This is a genomic window from [Bacillus] selenitireducens MLS10 (assembly GCF_000093085.1).
Taxonomy (GTDB): domain Bacteria; phylum Bacillota; class Bacilli; order Bacillales; family Salisediminibacteriaceae; genus Salisediminibacterium; species Salisediminibacterium selenitireducens.
In genome coordinates this window covers 2,713,434-2,731,705 of the sequence record NC_014219.1, presented here as the reverse complement: position 1 = coordinate 2,731,705, position 18,272 = coordinate 2,713,434, and the positions used below count along the sequence as shown (strand labels likewise).

19 protein-coding genes are annotated in these 18,272 nt (G+C 48.3%); 11 read left to right on the top strand and 8 right to left on the bottom strand.

Translation table 11 applies throughout. The annotated features are described in order from the left end of the window. Positions 1-16: 16 nt before the first annotated feature. Together BSEL_RS12730 and BSEL_RS12725 are read right to left on the bottom strand one after the other, a co-directional pair. Positions 17-1,030 carry a cytochrome d ubiquinol oxidase subunit II gene (locus tag BSEL_RS12730; RefSeq protein ID WP_013173430.1) on the bottom strand — a complete coding sequence of 338 codons (1,014 nt, stop codon included), beginning with the start codon at positions 1,028-1,030 and terminating at the stop codon, positions 17-19. Continuing rightward, a complete protein-coding gene (locus BSEL_RS12725; RefSeq protein ID WP_013173429.1) occupies positions 1,027-2,406 on the bottom strand; it encodes a cytochrome ubiquinol oxidase subunit I in 1,380 nt (459 codons plus the stop codon). Before BSEL_RS12725 ends, BSEL_RS12730 begins: the two co-directional genes overlap by 4 nt. Before the next feature lie 185 nt (positions 2,407-2,591). On the opposite strand from BSEL_RS12725, the gene BSEL_RS17150 reads away from it, so the two are divergent. After that, a complete protein-coding gene (locus BSEL_RS17150; protein ID WP_013173428.1) occupies positions 2,592-3,209 on the top strand; it encodes a helix-turn-helix transcriptional regulator in 618 nt (205 codons plus the stop codon). Here BSEL_RS17150 and BSEL_RS12715 read toward each other — a convergent pair. After that, entirely contained in the window at positions 3,197-3,838 is a 642-nt protein-coding gene (locus BSEL_RS12715) for an NAD(P)-dependent oxidoreductase (RefSeq protein ID WP_013173427.1), read from the bottom strand. The two genes, BSEL_RS17150 and BSEL_RS12715, sit on opposite strands and share 13 nt — an antisense overlap. 54 nt (positions 3,839-3,892) lie before the next feature. Here BSEL_RS12715 and BSEL_RS12710 point away from each other — a divergent pair, with 54 nt between their 5' ends. After that, positions 3,893-4,624 (top strand): urease accessory protein UreH domain-containing protein, encoded by a 732-nt coding sequence (locus BSEL_RS12710; protein ID WP_013173426.1) that lies wholly within the window; start codon positions 3,893-3,895, stop codon positions 4,622-4,624. 79 nt (positions 4,625-4,703) lie between these two features. Here the strand turns inward: BSEL_RS12710 and BSEL_RS12705 are convergent, their stop codons facing one another. From BSEL_RS12705 to BSEL_RS12695, 3 genes are all read right to left on the bottom strand, one after another. Further along, positions 4,704-5,795 carry an ABC transporter ATP-binding protein gene (locus BSEL_RS12705; protein WP_013173425.1) on the bottom strand — a complete coding sequence of 364 codons (1,092 nt, stop codon included), beginning with the start codon at positions 5,793-5,795 and terminating at the stop codon, positions 4,704-4,706. 114 nt (positions 5,796-5,909) lie between these two features. Further along, positions 5,910-6,833, bottom strand: coding sequence for a PucR family transcriptional regulator (locus tag BSEL_RS12700; protein WP_013173424.1), 924 nt, complete (start codon positions 6,831-6,833; stop codon positions 5,910-5,912). Between the two features lie 18 nt (positions 6,834-6,851). Further along, the gene (locus BSEL_RS12695) at positions 6,852-7,073 is read right to left on the bottom strand and encodes a YheE family protein (protein WP_013173423.1); all 222 of its coding nucleotides are present in this window, start codon (positions 7,071-7,073) and stop codon (positions 6,852-6,854) included. Between the two features lie 135 nt (positions 7,074-7,208). Here BSEL_RS12695 and BSEL_RS12690 point away from each other — a divergent pair, with 135 nt between their 5' ends. The 3 genes from BSEL_RS12690 (at position 7,209) to BSEL_RS12680 (ending at position 9,430) form a co-directional block, all read left to right on the top strand. After that, entirely contained in the window at positions 7,209-8,351 is a 1,143-nt protein-coding gene (locus BSEL_RS12690) for a DUF445 family protein (protein WP_013173422.1), read from the top strand. A gap of 146 nt (positions 8,352-8,497) precedes the next feature. After that, complete coding sequence (locus BSEL_RS12685; protein ID WP_013173421.1) at positions 8,498-8,848, top strand: YlbF family regulator; 351 nt, start codon at positions 8,498-8,500, stop codon at positions 8,846-8,848. 144 nt (positions 8,849-8,992) lie between these two features. Beyond that, entirely contained in the window at positions 8,993-9,430 is a 438-nt protein-coding gene (locus tag BSEL_RS12680) for a PaaI family thioesterase (protein WP_013173420.1), read from the top strand. A gap of 51 nt (positions 9,431-9,481) precedes the next feature. On the opposite strand, the gene BSEL_RS12675 is transcribed toward BSEL_RS12680, so the two are convergent. After that, positions 9,482-9,667: a YhzD family protein gene (locus BSEL_RS12675; protein WP_013173419.1), complete on the bottom strand. Its 186-nt coding sequence runs from the start codon at positions 9,665-9,667 to the stop codon at positions 9,482-9,484. Between the two features lie 112 nt (positions 9,668-9,779). Between BSEL_RS12675 and BSEL_RS17145 the strand changes: the two genes are divergently transcribed. The 5 genes from BSEL_RS17145 (at position 9,780) to yhaM (ending at position 17,232) form a co-directional block, all read left to right on the top strand. Then, positions 9,780-11,018, top strand: coding sequence for a metallophosphoesterase family protein (locus tag BSEL_RS17145; RefSeq protein WP_013173418.1), 1,239 nt, complete (start codon positions 9,780-9,782; stop codon positions 11,016-11,018). Continuing rightward, positions 11,015-14,026 (top strand): AAA family ATPase, encoded by a 3,012-nt coding sequence (locus tag BSEL_RS12665; protein ID WP_013173417.1) that lies wholly within the window; start codon positions 11,015-11,017, stop codon positions 14,024-14,026. Before BSEL_RS17145 ends, BSEL_RS12665 begins: the two co-directional genes overlap by 4 nt. 132 nt (positions 14,027-14,158) lie before the next feature. Continuing rightward, the gene (locus BSEL_RS12660; RefSeq protein ID WP_013173416.1) at positions 14,159-14,830 is read left to right on the top strand and encodes a response regulator transcription factor; all 672 of its coding nucleotides are present in this window, start codon (positions 14,159-14,161) and stop codon (positions 14,828-14,830) included. Then, positions 14,827-16,200, top strand: coding sequence for a sensor histidine kinase (locus BSEL_RS12655; protein ID WP_013173415.1), 1,374 nt, complete (start codon positions 14,827-14,829; stop codon positions 16,198-16,200). Before BSEL_RS12660 ends, BSEL_RS12655 begins: the two co-directional genes overlap by 4 nt. Before the next feature lie 81 nt (positions 16,201-16,281). Further along, positions 16,282-17,232, top strand: coding sequence for a 3'-5' exoribonuclease YhaM (gene yhaM / locus BSEL_RS12650; protein WP_013173414.1), 951 nt, complete (start codon positions 16,282-16,284; stop codon positions 17,230-17,232). Positions 17,233-17,374: 142 nt separating this feature from the next. On the opposite strand, the gene BSEL_RS18050 is transcribed toward yhaM, so the two are convergent. After that, a complete protein-coding gene (locus BSEL_RS18050) occupies positions 17,375-17,560 on the bottom strand; it encodes a hypothetical protein (RefSeq protein WP_013173413.1) in 186 nt (61 codons plus the stop codon). Positions 17,561-17,659: 99 nt separating this feature from the next. Here BSEL_RS18050 and BSEL_RS12640 point away from each other — a divergent pair, with 99 nt between their 5' ends. After that, positions 17,660-18,253 carry a YpmS family protein gene (locus tag BSEL_RS12640; RefSeq protein ID WP_013173412.1) on the top strand — a complete coding sequence of 198 codons (594 nt, stop codon included), beginning with the start codon at positions 17,660-17,662 and terminating at the stop codon, positions 18,251-18,253. The last annotated feature ends 19 nt before the right edge of the window (positions 18,254-18,272 follow it).

Here is an 18,272-nt window from a genome sequence, read left to right as displayed (position 1 = left end):
GATCAACCTCCCGGATTTATTTGTTACCCTGTACATAATCCTGATCAAACAGGAACAGGCGCATGAGAAGATACAGAGATGGAATTAACAGAAACAGACCGGCTATAAATGCGATGATCAGGGCGAGCGCCATTGATTCATTCGTGAACCCGTCATAAATGGTCAGATACGGATACAACAAATAAGGTAAATGGGCCGAACCGTATGCAAAGAATGCAGTGAAATACTGAATCATCACAAGAATGAACGCCGTCCCGTAATTCTGTTTTTTCCAGACGAGCCAAACGGCAATCAGGAATGCGGCGCCGGATAGGGCGAAGGCCCACCAGAGATCGAGCATGTTGTTGAACTGCGTTTCGTTTCGCTGACTCAGTACGGCAAATACAATCAGCCCCATCATAATGGTCGGCAATGCCCAGCTCAGGCTGTATTTGCGAACCGTCTTAAGCGCCGCCTCATCTTTCGCACGGGATGCATAGTACGTCAGAAACATCGCGGAGATAAACAGGACACTTGAAATAGCCAAAAGTACGACCGTCCAGGAATAGATACTCGTGAAGAGCTCTGTGTACAGGAGATTCACACGGCCGTCAGTGACCTCGATATAGCCTCCGAGGGAAACCGTCAGAACAACGGTAAGGGAGGCCGGAATCAAAAGGCCGGTTGCTCCGTAAAGAAAAGAGAAGACTTTGCTCTCTTTTGCCCCATACGTGTTAAACGCATAGTAAGAACCGCGGATGGCAAGCAGAATGACTGCGATGCTTCCGGGTATGAGAAGGGCCGTGCCAAAGTAATAGGCGGTATCCGGGAAAAACCCGATAATCCCAATCAGGAAGAAGATCAAAAAGACGTTGGTCACTTCCCATACCGGAGACAGATAGCGCTGAATGACTTTGTTCAGGACGAAATCATTTTTACGGTATTTGGCATCGAAGCTCAAGAAACCGGCACCAAAGTCAACGGATGCCACTATGAGATAGCCGTACAGGAAAGTCCAGAGGACGGTAATCCCGATTAATTCATAGGTCACCGGTCTTCACCTCCATTCGTTGTCTGTTCCGGAATGTTTCGTTCTCTCATTTCTTTTTCAACCGGATTTTCTTTGAACATCTTCTGAAGGACAATATAAGATGTGACACCAAGAACGGCATAGAGTGCGATAAAGAGCCAAAGCATGATGTCCACATTGTCTGACGTTGTGGCACCTTCACTGACCGTCATGACCCCGTTGATGATCCAAGGCTGTCTGCCGACTTCGGCCATGATCCAGCCCGACTGAATGGCAAGCATCGAGAGCGGTCCGCCTGCAACGATGAGCTTAAGGAGCCATGGGCTCAGCGGATTCAGGTTTTTGAGAGGATTCAAACGGTGCTTGACCCCTGCGAGACTGAAGGCGACGGCAATCAGGGCAAGATACATGCCGATGAAGACCATCGTATCGAAGAAATAGTGAACCCATAAAGGTGGCAGATAATCAGGATCGAAATCATTCAGCCCTGTCACAACCGTATCCGGTGTTCCCCCTGCAAGAATACTGAGGGCGTAGGGAACTTCAAGGGCGAAGCGCACGTCGTTGTCCTCCGTCAGAATGCCCCCGAGGATCAGCGGTGCTCCCGGCTCGGTTTCGAAATGCCATTCTGCTGCGGCCAATTTTTCTGGCTGGTATTCATGCAGATACTTTCCTGAGAAGTCGCCAATAACGGCTGTTGCAATGGCAAAGACGGCTGCAGCGGTAATGTTCAGGTGAAGCGCCTTTCGGTGATATTCCGACTTGCTGTTCTTCAGCAATTTGAGTGCTGCAACCATCCCGAGAATGAAGGCTGCCGTCAAATAGGCTGTGATAATGACGTGTGATATTTTCGTCGGTGTTGCCGGGTTAAACATGGCCGAGAGCGGACTCACATCCGTGAGTACCCCGTCGACAAGCTGAAACCCCGTCGGATAGTTCATAAATGCATTGACGGATGTAATGAAAAAAGCACTTGCCGTGGCACCGATGACAATCGGGATGACGAGCAGGAAGTGTTTCATTTTACTCTTGAAACGATCCCAAGTGTATAAGTAGATCCCGAGAAAAATGGCTTCAAAGAAGAAGGCAAATGTCTCCATGAACATCGGGAGACCGATCGTATGTCCAGCGGCCTGCATAAAATTCGGCCAAAGAAGTGCAAGTTGGACGGCGATGGCAGTACCTGTGACAACCCCGACAGCAACGGAGATCACGAAACCTCTCGCCCAGCGGCGCGCCATCAGCGTATAATGGGGATCGTTGCGTTTGATGCCCATCCATTCGGCAATGGCAATCATCAGGGGGACCCCGACACCGAGCGTGGCAAATATGACGTGGAAACCGAGTGTCACATAGGTTAAAATACGACTGAATAATACCGGATCATATTCAAACATGGCGGTTCATTCCTTTCTCTCTTCTATAGATTTTGAGCAGTCATAAATGGTATAGCGTTTATAATAATAGTTATTACTATGTATATGTTATAAAATAAACTTGTAAAGAGTTATAGGGGTTAACCCTCATATTTACGTGAACTTGTGAGCGAAATTTGAACGAAACGTTAAAAGGATGTGAAATCATGCGAATCCATCTGGGCGTCAGGCATCCACTCGTCCGATACGGCATTACGCAAGTACTAAAAGATGTCTATGACGTGACCTATATGGTCTCTTCTGAAACAGAGGGAGAGTGGCATCAGGCGATGTCCAAATTTGCATTTGACCTCGTTTTGCTTCATGAAGATTTATATGAGACGTCGATTCCACAGGCTTTCTTTCCCCTGGATAGGCCTGAAGCGGCTCCTTATCTGAAACTGATCATGTACAGAAAAGAACAGGGGCAACAGCAACTTCTCTTTGATGATCATCTGGTTGATGGGATTTTTCATGAGGAGGCTGACATCGATCAGCTTATGCTTTATTTTGACCGAGTCAGAAAGGGAGAGCGTTTGAAGCTCTCCAGTGTCTTCGATGATGCCCTTGACGTCAATAACGGTAAAGGGACACCGTTAACAGCCAGGGAAGAGGAAGTATTTCAATTGAAGGTAAAAGGATTCTCTGTAAATGACACGGCAAAGAAGTTAACGGTTTCTCCGAAAACGGTGGAGAATCACCGGCGTAATATCAAGAAAAAACTGTCGATAAAAAAGGGGCAGGACTGGTATGATTGGGCAAAGCGAATCGGCTACATTCGCTGAGTTTCCTCTTCTGCGACACCGATCCGTTTATGCTGGAATGCACTGTCATGTAAATGGTCTGCAATGAATGCAGCAAGCGTGGCTGTTCCGATCCGGCTGACCCCTTCAGGAAGAACGTCTGCTTCAAAGACAACCTGCCGGATTGCATCATCATCCGGCAGGTAGGTTGGGCAGATGATCGTCCAGTTCAGGGAGGAATCTTTCAGCGCATGGTAAAAAGCGAGATGATCCTTTGCGGCAACTGTGGAACGCCTTTTCGATTCGGAAGTCTCAAAACGGTATTTGCCTGTTTCACCCCGGGCATCTAAGATTCCTGCCGTACCAATCGTGATTAGAGGAGGTCCTCCTGCTGAACGGATACGGTTGATGAGCGGGGTGCTGACTTTACTCAGCAGCTGCTGTTTATCCGTTGAGAGGCATGAAATCACAAGATCAGTATCGCTGTGAATGGCCGTTTGCAGCACATCCTCATCAAGGATATCACCTTCGATGACAGTGTGTCTGTCGGACAGGGTATCGGGTAAAGCTGCTCTGTTTCGCACAGGAAGCGTGAGCTCGTGCACATCGTGCAGCATCGATAACAGATGTCGCCCGGTGCGCCCGGTTGAGCCGATCAGGGTTATATGCATAATGTTCACCACCTGTTCATCAATTCAGATATGGAAAAAAGGAGCGAAATGACAATGTTTGATTATGTGGAAGCGTTCAGTCAGCTGATCCGGGATCCGTTTATGAATCTCGCGGGTGCAGTGGAACACTATCCGATCCTGTTTGCATTCTTTCTGGGCATTGTCGGAGCGATGGCGCCTTGTCAATTTTCCGGCAACTTCAGTGCGATTACGCTCTATGGATCCAAATCCATCAGACACGATGTCTCCTGGTACCAGGCCATCTGGTTTATCATCGGGAAGATTGCGGCGTTTTCGATTCTCGGTCTGATTGTCGTAGCCCTCGGTCAGGAGTTTCAGCGGCAGCTGCCTCTCTTCTTTGAACCCATGCGAAAAGCACTCGGTCCCCTTCTTCTGGTGATTGGCGCATATATGCTTGGCGTGTTTCACATGAAAGGATTCGAGCGCGTCTTTACGAGTTGGACGGACAGGTTGCCTGATGGGCAAAAGAGCGGTCCGTTTATGCTCGGCTTTCTGTTTTCTCTCGGCTTTTGTCCGACGATGTTTCTGCTCTTCTTCGGACTGTTGATGCCGCTGTCGATTACCGCATCTTCCGGTGCTCTCCTTCCGCCGCTGTTTGCAATCGGGACATCCATCCCGTTTCTATTCGTGCTGTTTATCATCCATTTCCTTGATATCGGAAAAATAAACATGAGAAAAGGCAGGCGCGCGGGTCTTATAGTGCAGAGAGGCGCTGGTGTGCTGATGATTCTCCTCGGCATTTTTGATATGCTGACCTTCTGGTAAGTCTCTGGCGTAACGAAAACACCCGGATCCAAGGGGGAGGATCCGGGTGTTTTCATTTTGTCTATTCAGGTTTTTTCAGTTATTTGATTCGCTCTTCCGTGTCGGCATCGAAGAAATGCACTTTGTTCATGTCAAAGGCTACATCAATGCTGTCTCCTCCGGAAATGTCTGTACGGGAATCAACCCGTGCAATGAAATCCTGATCGGCGACTTTGGAATAGAGATAAGACTCAGAACCCATCAGCTCAGCCACATCGATTTTCGCTGTGAAGCGGGCATTCGGATTGGCATCGAGGAAAACAGGCTCATCGTGAATGTCTTCCGGACGAATACCGAGAATAAGGTCTTTGCCATTGTAATCACCGAGTGTCTTGAGCTTGCCTTCCGGAACGTTAATCTGTCTGTCACCCAAGTGGAACTGGCCGTCCTGGAGTTTTCCGTGGAGGAAGTTCATGGCCGGAGAACCGATGAAGCCGCCAACGAAGACGTTATTCGGATTATCATAGATGTGTTTTGGTGCACCAACCTGCTGGATATAACCGTCTTTCATGACGACGATTCGTGTAGCCATGGTCATGGCTTCCGTCTGGTCGTGTGTTACATAAATTGTCGTTGTCTGAAGGCGCTTGTGAAGCTTGATGATCTCAGCACGCATCTGGACACGGAGCTTGGCATCAAGGTTTGACAGCGGCTCATCCATCAGGAACACTTTCGGGTTACGCACGATCGCACGGCCGAGTGCCACACGCTGACGCTGACCGCCGGACATGGCTTTTGGCTTACGGTCGAGCATTTCTGTCAGGCCGAGGATTCTTGCTGCTTCACGGACCCGCTCGTCGATTTCCTTTTTGTCAAACTTACGGAGTTTCAGACCGAATGCCATGTTCTCATACACGTTCATGTGCGGATAGAGGGCATAGTTTTGGAATACCATCGCAATGTCACGGTCTTTCGGTGCGACATCGTTGACTTTATTTTCACCGATATACAGGGATCCTTTAGAAATATCTTCAAGTCCGGCAACCATTCGGAGTGTTGTGGATTTCCCGCAACCCGATGGACCGACGAATACGATGAATTCCTTATCCGTAATATCAAGGTTGAAATCCGTAACCGCCTGAACGTCACCATCATAAATCTTATACAAACTGTCAAATTTAATATCTGCCATTGTTTGTTACCTCCTGTGAATACGCTTTTTTTTAACTGAGTTCAGTGTAACCTGTAAAGGGTTACAAGGATATGGGTAGGATGCACAAAAAAAGAAGAGGGCTTTTGTGCACGTTCACACGGGGCCCTGCTTCTCGCTGATCGTCATCGTATCGAGTGCGAGCATGAGGTAGCATGCTGCAGCATTCGGAAACTGTTTCATATCAATGGATGTTTTTTCGATGAATTTGTCAAGCCGGTACTGCATGGTGTTCCGGTGCATAAACAGTTCTTTCGCAGCTGAGGAGGTGTTCATGTTGTGTTTCAGGTAAACGGAAATGGTTTCTTTTAACTCATGGTCATCGTCAATCGCAATCAGCGGTTCGAGAATCAGTTCTTTCACCTCGTAGGGGAGCTTGAGGAGCGCATAATAAAGGTGGGCTTCCTGTTCAACAAAGACGTTTTTTCGTGAAAAGAGCCGTTTGATCTCGTCGTAAATATACTGTTCACGCACAAATGTCGGAAGGATATCGTCAGCTTTATGCACAAGGACGCCGCTGTAGATCCCGATATTCAGATAAAAATCCGACGCGAGGGTATCCACGACAGATTCTAATGCAATGGCATCATCAAACCATTCACTGATTTCCTGCACGATAACAAGATCCTGAGGGGAACGCCACAGTTTAACGAGGGTTCCGGGAAAGAAACTGTTCAAGGCTTCGTCAAAATCCGTGTCGGCCTGATCCGGCTGGGCTCTGAAGCGGATAAAAATAAACCGGAATGGAAACGTCATCCGGTCCACGGCCTGTGGCGCAGATTCACTGTTCCCTTCAATCAGCCAGGAATGGAAGGAACGCTCAGGTTCGCGATCGGGGAGTGAACTGGGTTCTTTGAAATCGAAGAGCTTTTTGAGCATATCGGCTTCATCGGCAGAGAGTTCACGTTTGTCGAGTGTAATGGACTGTCCGTCTTCCATCAGGAGTTGGAGCTGATAACCGATGGGGGTGTCGTCGTTTGCTGTTGCGTGCGGAAAATGGGTTTTCAGTCGTTTGATCATAAGAAGAAGAGTCCTTTCTCAGTGGTTTGGGTCATGGTCTTCGTATACATGATAGAGCATCAGATCATGGACGATGGCTTTAATATCCTCTTCATGGTCCTCCGGGGCGTTCACCCAGGTGATGTCTCCGTTCTTATGGTAGTAGCCGGTGCAGCGTTTTTTATTGTGAAAAAAGCTGATTGACCATTTGCCATCCGGAATCGAACGGTCAATTTCTTTTTGTTGAAAATGTGTAATCATGAGCCAATTCTCCTCTCTGAACTCCGTTTTCTCCATTATCTTATCACGGGGAGGAGGGGCTGAAAAGATGCCGGTTTTCCATGGATTGATAAAAGGTATAGAACAGAGACTGGACGTGCAGGAGGAGGAAGAGTGATGTTTGATACAGCTGGATTGATTTTACTGATGGTGCTCATCGGCGCCATACTCGGCGGCGGAACCAATGTCCTTGCGATCCGGATGATTTTCCGTCCTTTTGAGGCTGTCAGGATCGGCGGGATCCGGATTCCCTTCACACCTGGACTCGTTCCGAAACGTCGTGAGGAAATCGCGGATCGTCTCGGTCGGATGGTTGAAGATTATTTACTGACACCGGAAGGCGTACAGTCCAAACTGTCTGATTCGGCGTTTACGGCGCAGTTGGAAGCTCGTATCGAGCGGGGAATTGATGAACTGTTGAAAGATCAGAGAACGGTGGATGAATGGGTCAGCGACACATTTGAACGGCAAGGAAACACGGCAGAAGTCAGGCGTAATCTCGAAGCGAATATCAATCAGAGAATTGCGGCTCTGATCGATTCGTATAAATCGATACCAATAAAAGAAACGGTTCCGCAAGCCTGGCTGACAAAGGCGGAAGAGGCCATGCCTAAAGTGAGTCGTGATATTCTTGTAAGTTTTGAGACGTATCTGATCAGTGACGAAGGTCAGGATCAGCTTGGCCGAATGGTGGCTCGTTTCTTTGACTCGAGAGGAAGCGTCGGGGGCATGCTTGGCCGTGTGGTAAACCGTTTTTCGCTGGTTTCGGTGATCACGAAGGAACTGACGAGATTTGTGAAAGATGAGCAGACGGAGCAGATGGTGACGAGGCTGCTGATTCGGGAGATGCATCAGCTGACGGAGAAAAAGCCCGTTGATCTCTATGATGACGAACAGGCAAATGAGCAGATCAGTATCCTGATCAGAAAGATCGTCAACGAGATCCCGATTGTCGGTGAATGGGATAAACCGATACATGAATGGGGAGGCGCATACCGTCAACTTCTTGATGAATCCATTATCCCTGCCCTCATGGCGGGAACGACTTCGCTTGTTTCCAAGTATTTGAGCAGAATGATGCGTAAAATCGGTATTCGGGATGTTGTCCGCGATCAGGTCAATCAGTTCCCGATCGAACAGCTCGAACAGATGATTATTTCAGTTGCCATGAGAGAACTCAAGCTGATTGCACTCCTGGGTGCTCTGATTGGCGGCGGCATCGGACTCTTGCAGGCCATTTTGTTTCTTTTATTTGCATAATGAAAAAGCAGAAAAAGATTTCCCGTCAACGAATTTGGCAAATCGGATGAAATCAAGAGACGATTCATGTTATAGTCTAAGTTGACTGAAAGCGGGCCCGGTGAAAAAAAACGGGAGAACCGCAATTAATGAGGAGGAACACATTTATGGCAAACCCTTATGATAAGGCACGCGAACTCGCAACTGAACTGAAAGGAAGCGAGGAATTTACAAAGCTGAGTGACCTGCACGCAAAGGTGAATGAAGACGAAGTAGCCAAGCGTATGCTTGATAATTTCCGCAATGTTCAGCTGGGTCTGCAGGAGAAGCAGATGCAGGGACAGGAAATTACTGAAGAAGAAGTTCAGGAAGCGCAAAAGCAGTTTGAACTTGTTCAGCAGCATGAAGTCATTTCACAGCTGATGGAAGAAGAGCAGCGCATGAGCCAGCTCGTTGGTGAGATCAACAAGATCATCACTGAGCCACTCGAAGATCTTTACGGCGTAAACGAAGGTTAATCTTACACGAAACCGGACCTCATTCCTGAAATGAGTGATCCGGTTTTCTTTATGTCTCTTTCTCGCATTGACATGCTGCAAATCGGTGCACGGAACGTGAAGAACAGTTATAATGAAAGAAAAGGAAAAAGGCGGATGATGAAGATGGACAGACAGGAATGGATGGAAAGAGCGGGTAAGGCTGTGGATGCACATGAAGAGGGGACACCTCAACTGTTTTTGTATGAACTCATGGGATTTTCCTTTACATATGACGAAGACAAAGAGGTTGTAAGGATCAAGGCGCCGGTATCAGACATCATGTTTAACCCCGTAGGATTTATTCACGGCGGGATCCTTCATTACCTGGCAGATACGGCCATGGGTCATCTGTGTGCGGCTTTTCTGCAGGCGCCGGCCGTTTCACTGGAGCTCAAAACCCAATACTTTGCCACAGTGAAAGAAGGCCATCTTCACGCTGAGGCACGTTTTAAGAAGAAGGGGAAAACCGTGCAGTTTATTGTCTGTGACATCAAGGATGATGACGGCCGGGTTCTGAGTGAAACGACAGGGACTTTTTACAAAGTTCCGCAGAAAGATTGAGTACGGAATAGTGACAATAAAAAAGGACAGACCCTGGTCTGTCCTTTTCTGTCAGGCATGAAAATAGAGGAGTTTACCTTTGCTGTTCACGACCCGCGATGTGTGAAGCAAAAGGTTCTCATCTTCGAGTTTCTTCATGCCGTTTTCTCTTCCGGCCTGATCGTCACCCGCTTCAATGACATCATTCAGAAGATGTTTGCCGGATTTGTCGTAGGCGGTTACAAAGTATTTGTACATAGGATCCCCTCCAGGATTGAATGGTCATTCATTGTGTACCCGATTTTCACCATGTGAAAACCGGATTCCCATCTCTGGTAACAGAGGGTTCGCTGAAAGAAGGAGGATAATCATGATTCGTTTTTTTCACTGTGCTGATTTGCATCTTGGCAAGGCACTGTCCATTAAAAGCCGTTTGACGCATGAACAGCAAAATCTGTTCAAAGAAGCGGCATATGAGAGTTTAAACCGGTTGATTGAGGATGCAATCCGGGTATCGGTCGATTTTATCGTGATTGCAGGCGATGTCTTTGATGATGAAGTCCGTTCTCTGAAAGGGCAATGGGCTCTGAGTCAAGCTTTTGAGAGGCTTGGAGAATACGGCATTGAGGTGTATATGAGTCATGGTAATCATGATCCTCATGTATCGGATAACGCATTTACGTACCCGGATAATGTGCACCTCTTCGGTCCTTCAGGAGATACCTTTACCTATGAGTCCAAAAAAGGGGAACGGGTCAGACTCAGCGGTTTCAGCTATCCTGAACGTGCTTTCTCAAAACGTGCAGTCTCCATGTTTCCTGAACGGAGTCCGGACACGGACTGGCAAATTGGTGTGCTCCACGGTCAGGAGACAGGCGTGAAAGACCATGCCCCCTATGCCCCGTTCAGTGTCTCTGAGCTTCTCCCTCTCGGATATGATTACTGGGCTCTCGGGCACATTCATAAGCGTATGACGTTGAGCAGTCATCCTCCCGTGATCTATCCGGGCAGCATGCAAGGGACAAACCGCAAAGAATCCGGTAACAAAGGATATCTGGATGTGCGTCTCACAGGATCTGAAGTGACATCCGAATTCATGGCGACAGCTCCGGTCACCTACCGGTCCATTGAATTGGATGTAACAGGCATGGAGGAGTGGGACGAGGTTCTCAGGCTTTTTCAAGAACAGATTCCGGAGGTGAGACATGGCCAAAAGATCATTGCGGATGTTTCCTTTCAGGGCTATACGCCCCTTTACAGTGCCTTAAATACCCGTCATGTTGACGGTGAACTGCACGAATTGTTAAAGGCTGGCGCAGATCTGGACGATGAATGGGTGATCGACCATCTGTCTCTGTCCGGGCTGTATGATGCAGACCTTGCCCTTCGTCAGGAGGAAGATCCGTTCCTTGCCGATCTCCATGCCATGAAGGAAGAGCTTCATCATGAAGAGATTCCTGCTCAGTATCTGACTCAGTTGAAACAGAATCGCCGCCTGCAGGCCTATTTGACGAAACAGGCTGAGTTGCCTGACAAGGAGGAACTGATCGGACAGGCCCTGGATTACATATCAGCTGCTGTCATCAGAAAGGAGGCCGACCGCCGATGAAAATTAACCGAATTGAAATCTTCGGTTATGGTAAATGGACGGATATGTCGATGTCATTTGAAGGCGGAGAACCGGTCTTGATTGCCGGGAATAACGAAGCGGGAAAATCGACGATTCTCTCTTTTATCTACGCCGTTTTGTTTGGATTTCCAACAGGGCAGTTTCCTGACATGAAGCCGAAAACATCGTCGGGTTTCGGCGGCATGATTGAATTTAAGGATTCGGATGACCAACTGTACAAAATAACGCGTAAGCAAGGCTCGCGGAAGGCGGGTCAGGTGACCATAGAATATCCGTCCGGTGAGACGGCAGGTGCAGAAGGGGTGACCGCTTTTTTGGGCGGGCTTGATGCCGGGAGTTTTCAGGGGATTTTTCTCATCGACCTCGAAGGCGTGTCGAAGCTCGCCGCATTAAAACCTGAACATATGAATGAGTACCTTTACGATGCAGGTTTTGAGCGCGGCAAAATGCTCAGTAACATTGAACAGGATCTTTCCAATGAAAAAGCCGCGCTCTTTAAACCGAGCGGACGCAAGCCGGAGCTGAACCAGCTTCTTGAAGAGCATCATGCCATCACGCGCCAGGTAAGTGAAGCTGAACGCCTGCTTGATGGTCTGAAAGGGAAGAGGATGGAGCTTGAGGAACTGACTGCATCACGTAACGATACGGATACGGAGCTTCGGGATGTGGAAACGGAACGGCGACGAATGACCCTTGCAGATTCATTTGAACCGGTCATACGGGAGTGGTACAGTCTGAAAGATGTGTACACGCAAGATGACATCGAACAGGCAGACTCATTTCCGGAAGATGGCCTTGCCAGATTGACGCATATGGAAGATGCCGTCATTAAAAGAGAAGCAAAACTGCATGACCTTGAAAAAGAAAAACAGGCATTGAATCAAGAGATGGAGACGATCCGGAACTCCCTTCCGGATCGGGAAACAATGGAGAGGCTCAGCGACCTCGAGAAAGAGGAAAGCCTGTATCAGCATCGTCGCAATGAGCGCGAACAGCTGAATACGAGTCTCCATGAGAAGCGTCTTCAGCAGGAAGCGATTGAGGCAAAGTGGGAGAGTATGCCAAAAGAGGTCTTTGAACAGGCCGTGGCTGACGGGTATCATCTGCATCAGTTTGAAACGCTGAAACAGGATTTAAACCGATTGAAACTTGATGAGCGCCACTTTGAAAAAAGACTTCAGGAGATCGAGGGAAAGCAGAATCAGGTACAGGTCAAACAGGCGGCTATCCAGGAAGAGATGCTGAATGAAGAAGAGATCGCCTCGATTAAAAGCGATCTGTTGAATTATGAAGCGTTTGAAAAACAGGAAGAGGAGCATCGTCGGAACATAAAGGCACTCGAACGGGAGGAAGAACAGAAAGAGCGACTGGATCAGGAGATCAGGCAGCTTGAAAGCCGTATGAGACTGATTGGTATTGGGGGCCTGGTTCTTTCGGTGATCACGTTTTTCGTCGCAGATCTCCTTGCAGCTTCGGTTCCTGCTTTGATCACAGCTCTGTGGCTCGGACTGACCTTCTTTGACCGGCGAAAAAAGCAGGTTGAGTACAAGCGTTTTCTTGAGCGTGTTGATGCCCTGCAAGATACGGGGACCCGAGAGAACAGTCCCTATATTAACGCAGATGAATTGCAAAGGACGCTCAAAAATCACGAACGATCTCTTTACCGTTTGGAGAATGCTGAAGAGGAAGCCCGGGAGCTTGCTCAGGAGATGGAACAAGTGAAGAAGGATCTTCAGAACGTGCAGAACAGCTTGACCGATTGGGGACAGAGGAGAGACGAGTGGCTGTCTGTTAGCGGATTCCCGGAAACCGGGGATATTCTGGTCTATGACTATTTTCTCGCGGACTTCAGGGAGTGGAAGCGGATCGAAACGGAAAAAAGCGCTCTCGAACGTCAGATGAGCGTTTTAACCGAATGGCTTGAAGCATTTGAAAACCGTGTTCATCAGGCCCTCCGGGCTCTTGAAGACACTGTGGCGGAAGTGACTGCCATGTACGATAAAGAGGTGTGGAATCAGCTCGCCTGGCTCGCTGCACAAAAGCAGTCATTTGAGGCAAGTGAAAAGCGTCTTGAAGAACTGAAACACCTCTACGCGGAAACGGATCGTGCGGCAAAGGTCATCAGCGGGGAACGAACGCGTTATGAGGATGATATTGAGGCGCTTTTTGACGCAGCGGATGTTCGGGACAAAGAGTCGTTCAGGAAAAAAGCCCGGCAGACGGCAGAGATTCAAGAAGTTGCGGCGACGATTGAAGCCTGTCTGAGGCAACTGAAAGGCGGCATCCCTGATCACGTGGAGCGTGCGCTCATTATCCGGAGAGTGGTGGAAATGAATGAGTCGGTTCAGGAGCGGTTATCTCAGCTTGAGTCGCGCTATACAGAACTGCAGCAAGAGCGGGACCGGATCATTGAAGCGGCCACTGCGCTTACAAAAGACATCCAGGAACTCGAGAAGGACGGGAGCCATGAAGAACTCCTGTTCAAATTGAGGCAGACCGAGGCTCAGATGGATGAAAAAATAAACCGCCTGCTCGTCATTGAAACAGCACGGGATATGCTGCACCGCGTTAGGAACACCTACGAAAAAGAACGCCAGCCTGCAGTGATTGCCCGTGCCCAGTCATATATCCAAAAGCTCACAGATGGCAAGTATACCGGTTTTTATATCCCTGCAGAGGGGAACGGGTTTATGGTGGAAGACCACAGAGGCATGACTTTTTCCCCTTCAGAGCTCAGCAGAGGAACGTGTGAACTGCTCTATCTGGCGCTGCGTTTTTCTCTGGCTCTTGATGAGAGTTTCAGCCATGCTTTTCCGATCGTGATTGATGAGGCCTTTGTGAACCTTGACCGGAATCGGCGGACCAAAATGCTTGAACTCGTCCGTGAACTGTCAGCATCCAGGCAGATTCTTATGATGACCTGCCACGACTGGTTCGAAGAGGAAGTGAAGGCCATGATGGCGGTTAACGTCAAAACAATCTCGTGAATTGTGTAAAATTCCGGTCTTTACAACCAGTTTCACAGTGGATGGGGTAAACTGCACATGAGGTCGGACTTTCGAAATCTGACGTGAAGAGTTATTGATAAAATCAGCGATGATTATATGGAGGTTGGTATTATGGCAGGATTTCATGTTTACCTTGTCGAGGATGAACAGAATCTGGGAGAAGTCATTCAGGCATATATGGAGAAAGAGGGTTGGGAAGTCAAGCATTTTACCGATGGGCAGGATGCAGCGGCATGGATTGAACGTCCGCCGCACTTATGGGTCCTTGATATTATGCTGCCTGGAATGGACGGGTATCAGCTCTTAAAGCAAATCAAACAGCATGAAGATACACCGGTCATTTTTATCTCTGCACGCGACAAGGATCTCGACCGGGTTCTTGGTCTCGAACTGGGAAGCGATGACTATTTGGCGAAACCGTTTATGCCTGAGGAATTGATGATCAGGGCGAGGAAGCTCTTGGCCCGGGTGTACGACAAAGAAGAAACATCGGATGAAATCATCAGGCTCAATGACTATGAGATCGATCCGAAATCACGAACGGTAACGGATGAAGGGGAAGCCATTGATCTGACAACGAAAGAGATGGATCTGATTATTCTTCTGTCGAGAAATGTGGGAAAAGCGTTGTCGAGAGAAGAGATCATTGATTTTGTCTGGGGAGAGGATTATTTCGGTTCAGAACGTGCGGTGGACGATGTTGTCCGCCGGGTTCGAAAGAAAATGCCGCGGATTCATGTTGAGACACTGTACGGTTTCGGGTACAGGATCCTGTCCTCATGATACGGTTGAATCTGACGCAGAGAATCTGGTTTTCATTCATTGCGATTCTTTTGTTTGTCGGGCTTCTGATTGGCATCATCTATCCGTTGTCACTGAACAGTACGCTGACGGAAGAAACATACCGGATTATTGAACAGGAACAGACGCGTTACACAAACCCTTATGGGCAGCATATGATTCCTCCGAATTCGGAGCTTGATTTCATAGAACGCCGGGAAGCGGAGCGTTCGGTCGGGCATCTGTTCCTGATGAATCAGTTCGGCACTTTGGAGGGGGATCCTGTTCCGAATGAAGTGCTCTCTGAAATGGCTGAAAACGCGCAGGAGCAGGTTGCAAGAAGGGGGCGCTATGAGCTTAATTTTAATGATGCGACCCTGTTTTACGTCGTCTTCAAAGTGTATACGACGAGCGGTGAAGCCTATCATATCTCTTATATGTGGGACACCTACCGCGATCAAATGGTCAACCGTCTCTGGAGCAGGCTGAGTGTTATCATGCTGATCTCCGGTCTGATGAGTCTCTTGCCGGCATTTTGGCTGAAATCTTATCTGAAATCCCCGTTGACGACGCTCGGGAATCATTTTGAGAAGATTGCCGAACGGAACTGGAAAGAACCCTTCCGGTGGGAAGGCGATCAGGATTTTGAGAAGCTGTCGAATCAGTTTGAAATCATGCGTCAAAATCTGATCCGTTACGATTCGGCTCAAAAGACGTTTATTCAGCATGCTTCACACGAGCTGAAGACGCCGATTATGGTGGTGAAGAGCTATGCACAGTCGGTGAAGGACGGGATCTTGCCGAAGAATAATATCGAAGAGACGATGGATGTGATCATTCAGGAATCGGAACGGATGGAGAAGAGAGTCCGGGATATGCTGTATTATACGAAACTCGATTCCCTCCAGGAGGCGCCAATGGAGTGGAAAGAGTTTCCGTTTGGATCAATTGCCTATGACCTTGAGAATCGCTTCAGAGTGGCGAGGGATGATGTTCACATCCAGGTCAAAGGAGATTCGGTGAAGGTGCACGGGGATCGTGAGCAGCTGAGTGTGCTTCTTGAGAATTTGCTTGAGAATGGCCTCCGTTATGCAGAATCGACAATGATCATGGAGGCGAAAGAAGAGGACGACCGGATTATCATGACCGTGTGGAATGACGGTGAGCCGATTCCGGCGGATGAAATCGATCATATCTTCACCCCTTTCCGGAAGGGAAACAAAGGTCAATTCGGCCTTGGTCTGGCCATTGTCAACCGGATTTGTGAACTGCATGACGGTTCGCCTTCCGTCAAGAACGAAGAGGGCGGTGTGACGTTCATCATCTCGCTTTCAAAAGAAAAGCCAAAGACGAAAAAAGGTCCTGATGCCTGAATCAGGGCCTTTTTTATACCGTTTCACGGACGAACGTATGTGTGATATACTTGAAATCAGATCAGGATCGGAGTGATTAAGATGACAAAACAGAACGGGATTCAGCAGAAGCTCGTGGGAGATACAGTAGAGAGTTTCATGCTGATCAAGAGTGTCAAAAAAGGCATCGCGAGTAACGGTAAGCCGTTTCTCTCTTTGCAGCTATCTGACAGGACCGGTGAAATCGACGCCAAACTGTGGGCCGTGTCACCGGAAGATCAGGAGTCCTATCAGGCAGGACGGGTTGTGTTCGTGAACGGGGATATCCAGGATTTCAGAGGGATGAGGCAATTGAGAATTCGCTCTCTGCGGCTTTCCGTATCCAGTGATCAGGTCAAACCCCATGATTTTATGCCGTCTGCCCCGATGGCGCCGGAGGACATGATTGAGGAAGTGACGCAGTTTATTTTTGAACTGCAAAATGCGCGCATACAGCGGATAACTCGCCACCTGTTTAAAAAGCATCAGAAAGCTTTTGCAACAGCCCCTGCAGCAGTCAAGAACCATCATGAATATGCATCAGGGCTGTTATACCATGTCGTATCGATGCTGAGGCTTGGCAGGGAACTGTCAGCCCTTTATCCGACGCTCGACACCGACCTTCTCTACAGCGGCATCATTTTGCATGATATGGCTAAGGTAAGAGAGCTCTCAGGTCCTCTGACACCGGAATATACGGTTGAAGGGAAACTGCTTGGTCACATTCCCCTGATGATTACAGAGATTGATGAGGCAGCAAAAGAACTGCAAATCGAAGGGGATGAGGTCCTTGCCCTGCAGCATATGATTTTGACTCATCACGGGAAGCCGGAATGGGGATCGCCAAAACCGCCGATGATCCGTGAGGCGGAAATGCTCCATATGATTGATAACATTGATGCGCGGATGAATATGCTCGACAGAGCTCTCGAAACGGTTCCGCCGGGTCAGTTCAGCGAGCGGGTTTTCCCTTTAGAGAACAGGAGCTTTTATAAACCTGATTTTCAGTCATAATCCCCTGAACTCGACTGCGGATTGGATTGATCGGATAAGGCGGGTAATCCAGGATGATTTGCTAGCACGTTTTCCGTGCATGGAAAAAACACCGCCGGGCAGGTTTGCCGGGCGGTGTTCGTTACATCAGCTGGTTTGTTGGTCAAGTATGAAACAATCTGACAAAAGCGGATATGATCAGAATCGTGATCAATATATTAATCGTGCGGAACACTTTTGGCTGTTTCTCTTCAGGAATTTCTTTTTGTACAACTAGTGTATTAGTCATGGAATTGATGACAAATAGATAAAGTGTGGAAAACATGATATACGGGATATAAGTCAACATGATGCCTCCATTCGTTGGACTGAGTTCAGTGGTCCTCTGATTTATTATAACAAAAGATACTGAAAACATAAACGGATAAACAAAAAGAGGGTGAACCTTTTGGAAAAGAAAACGATCAATCTGTGGAAATGGGCGTTCCTGATCCTCTGTCTGGCGCTCGTATTAACGTTTGCCGGAATGACACTTGTTTATCTGTATGCTGTGTCCGGCTCTGACAGGGAAGAATGGGAAAGCCCGGTTTATGAGGATTCAGACGGTGCGGTTTTTGAGATTTCCACGACGAAAGACGATATCAATCTCTGGATTGAACAGGAGATGCGCGCAGAAGGGGAAGAGAATTTTCAACTCTATCTGGATGATTACATGTATGTGGAGACCACAGTCGATGTCTTCGGCCTTCAGGTTCCTGTTGATTTAAGGCTGATTCCTGAGGTGACTGAGGACGGCAATTTGGTTCTGATCGAGGACCGCTTCAGGATCGCAGGCTTCTCTCTTCCTTCCGAGCAGGTGTTTCGGCTGATTCGTGCAACGGCGGATTTACCGGATTGGATTGACGTGATCCCGGAATCAAGCGAATTTTACATTGATTTGAGGGAGGCTGCATCGGATGGGGGAGTGGATCTGCGGATTGTGGAATTTGATTTGGCCGAGGAACGGCTGCTGTTTGAGGCAACGTTTCTTGTGGACCGGTGAGTCAAACAGGTTACAGTCA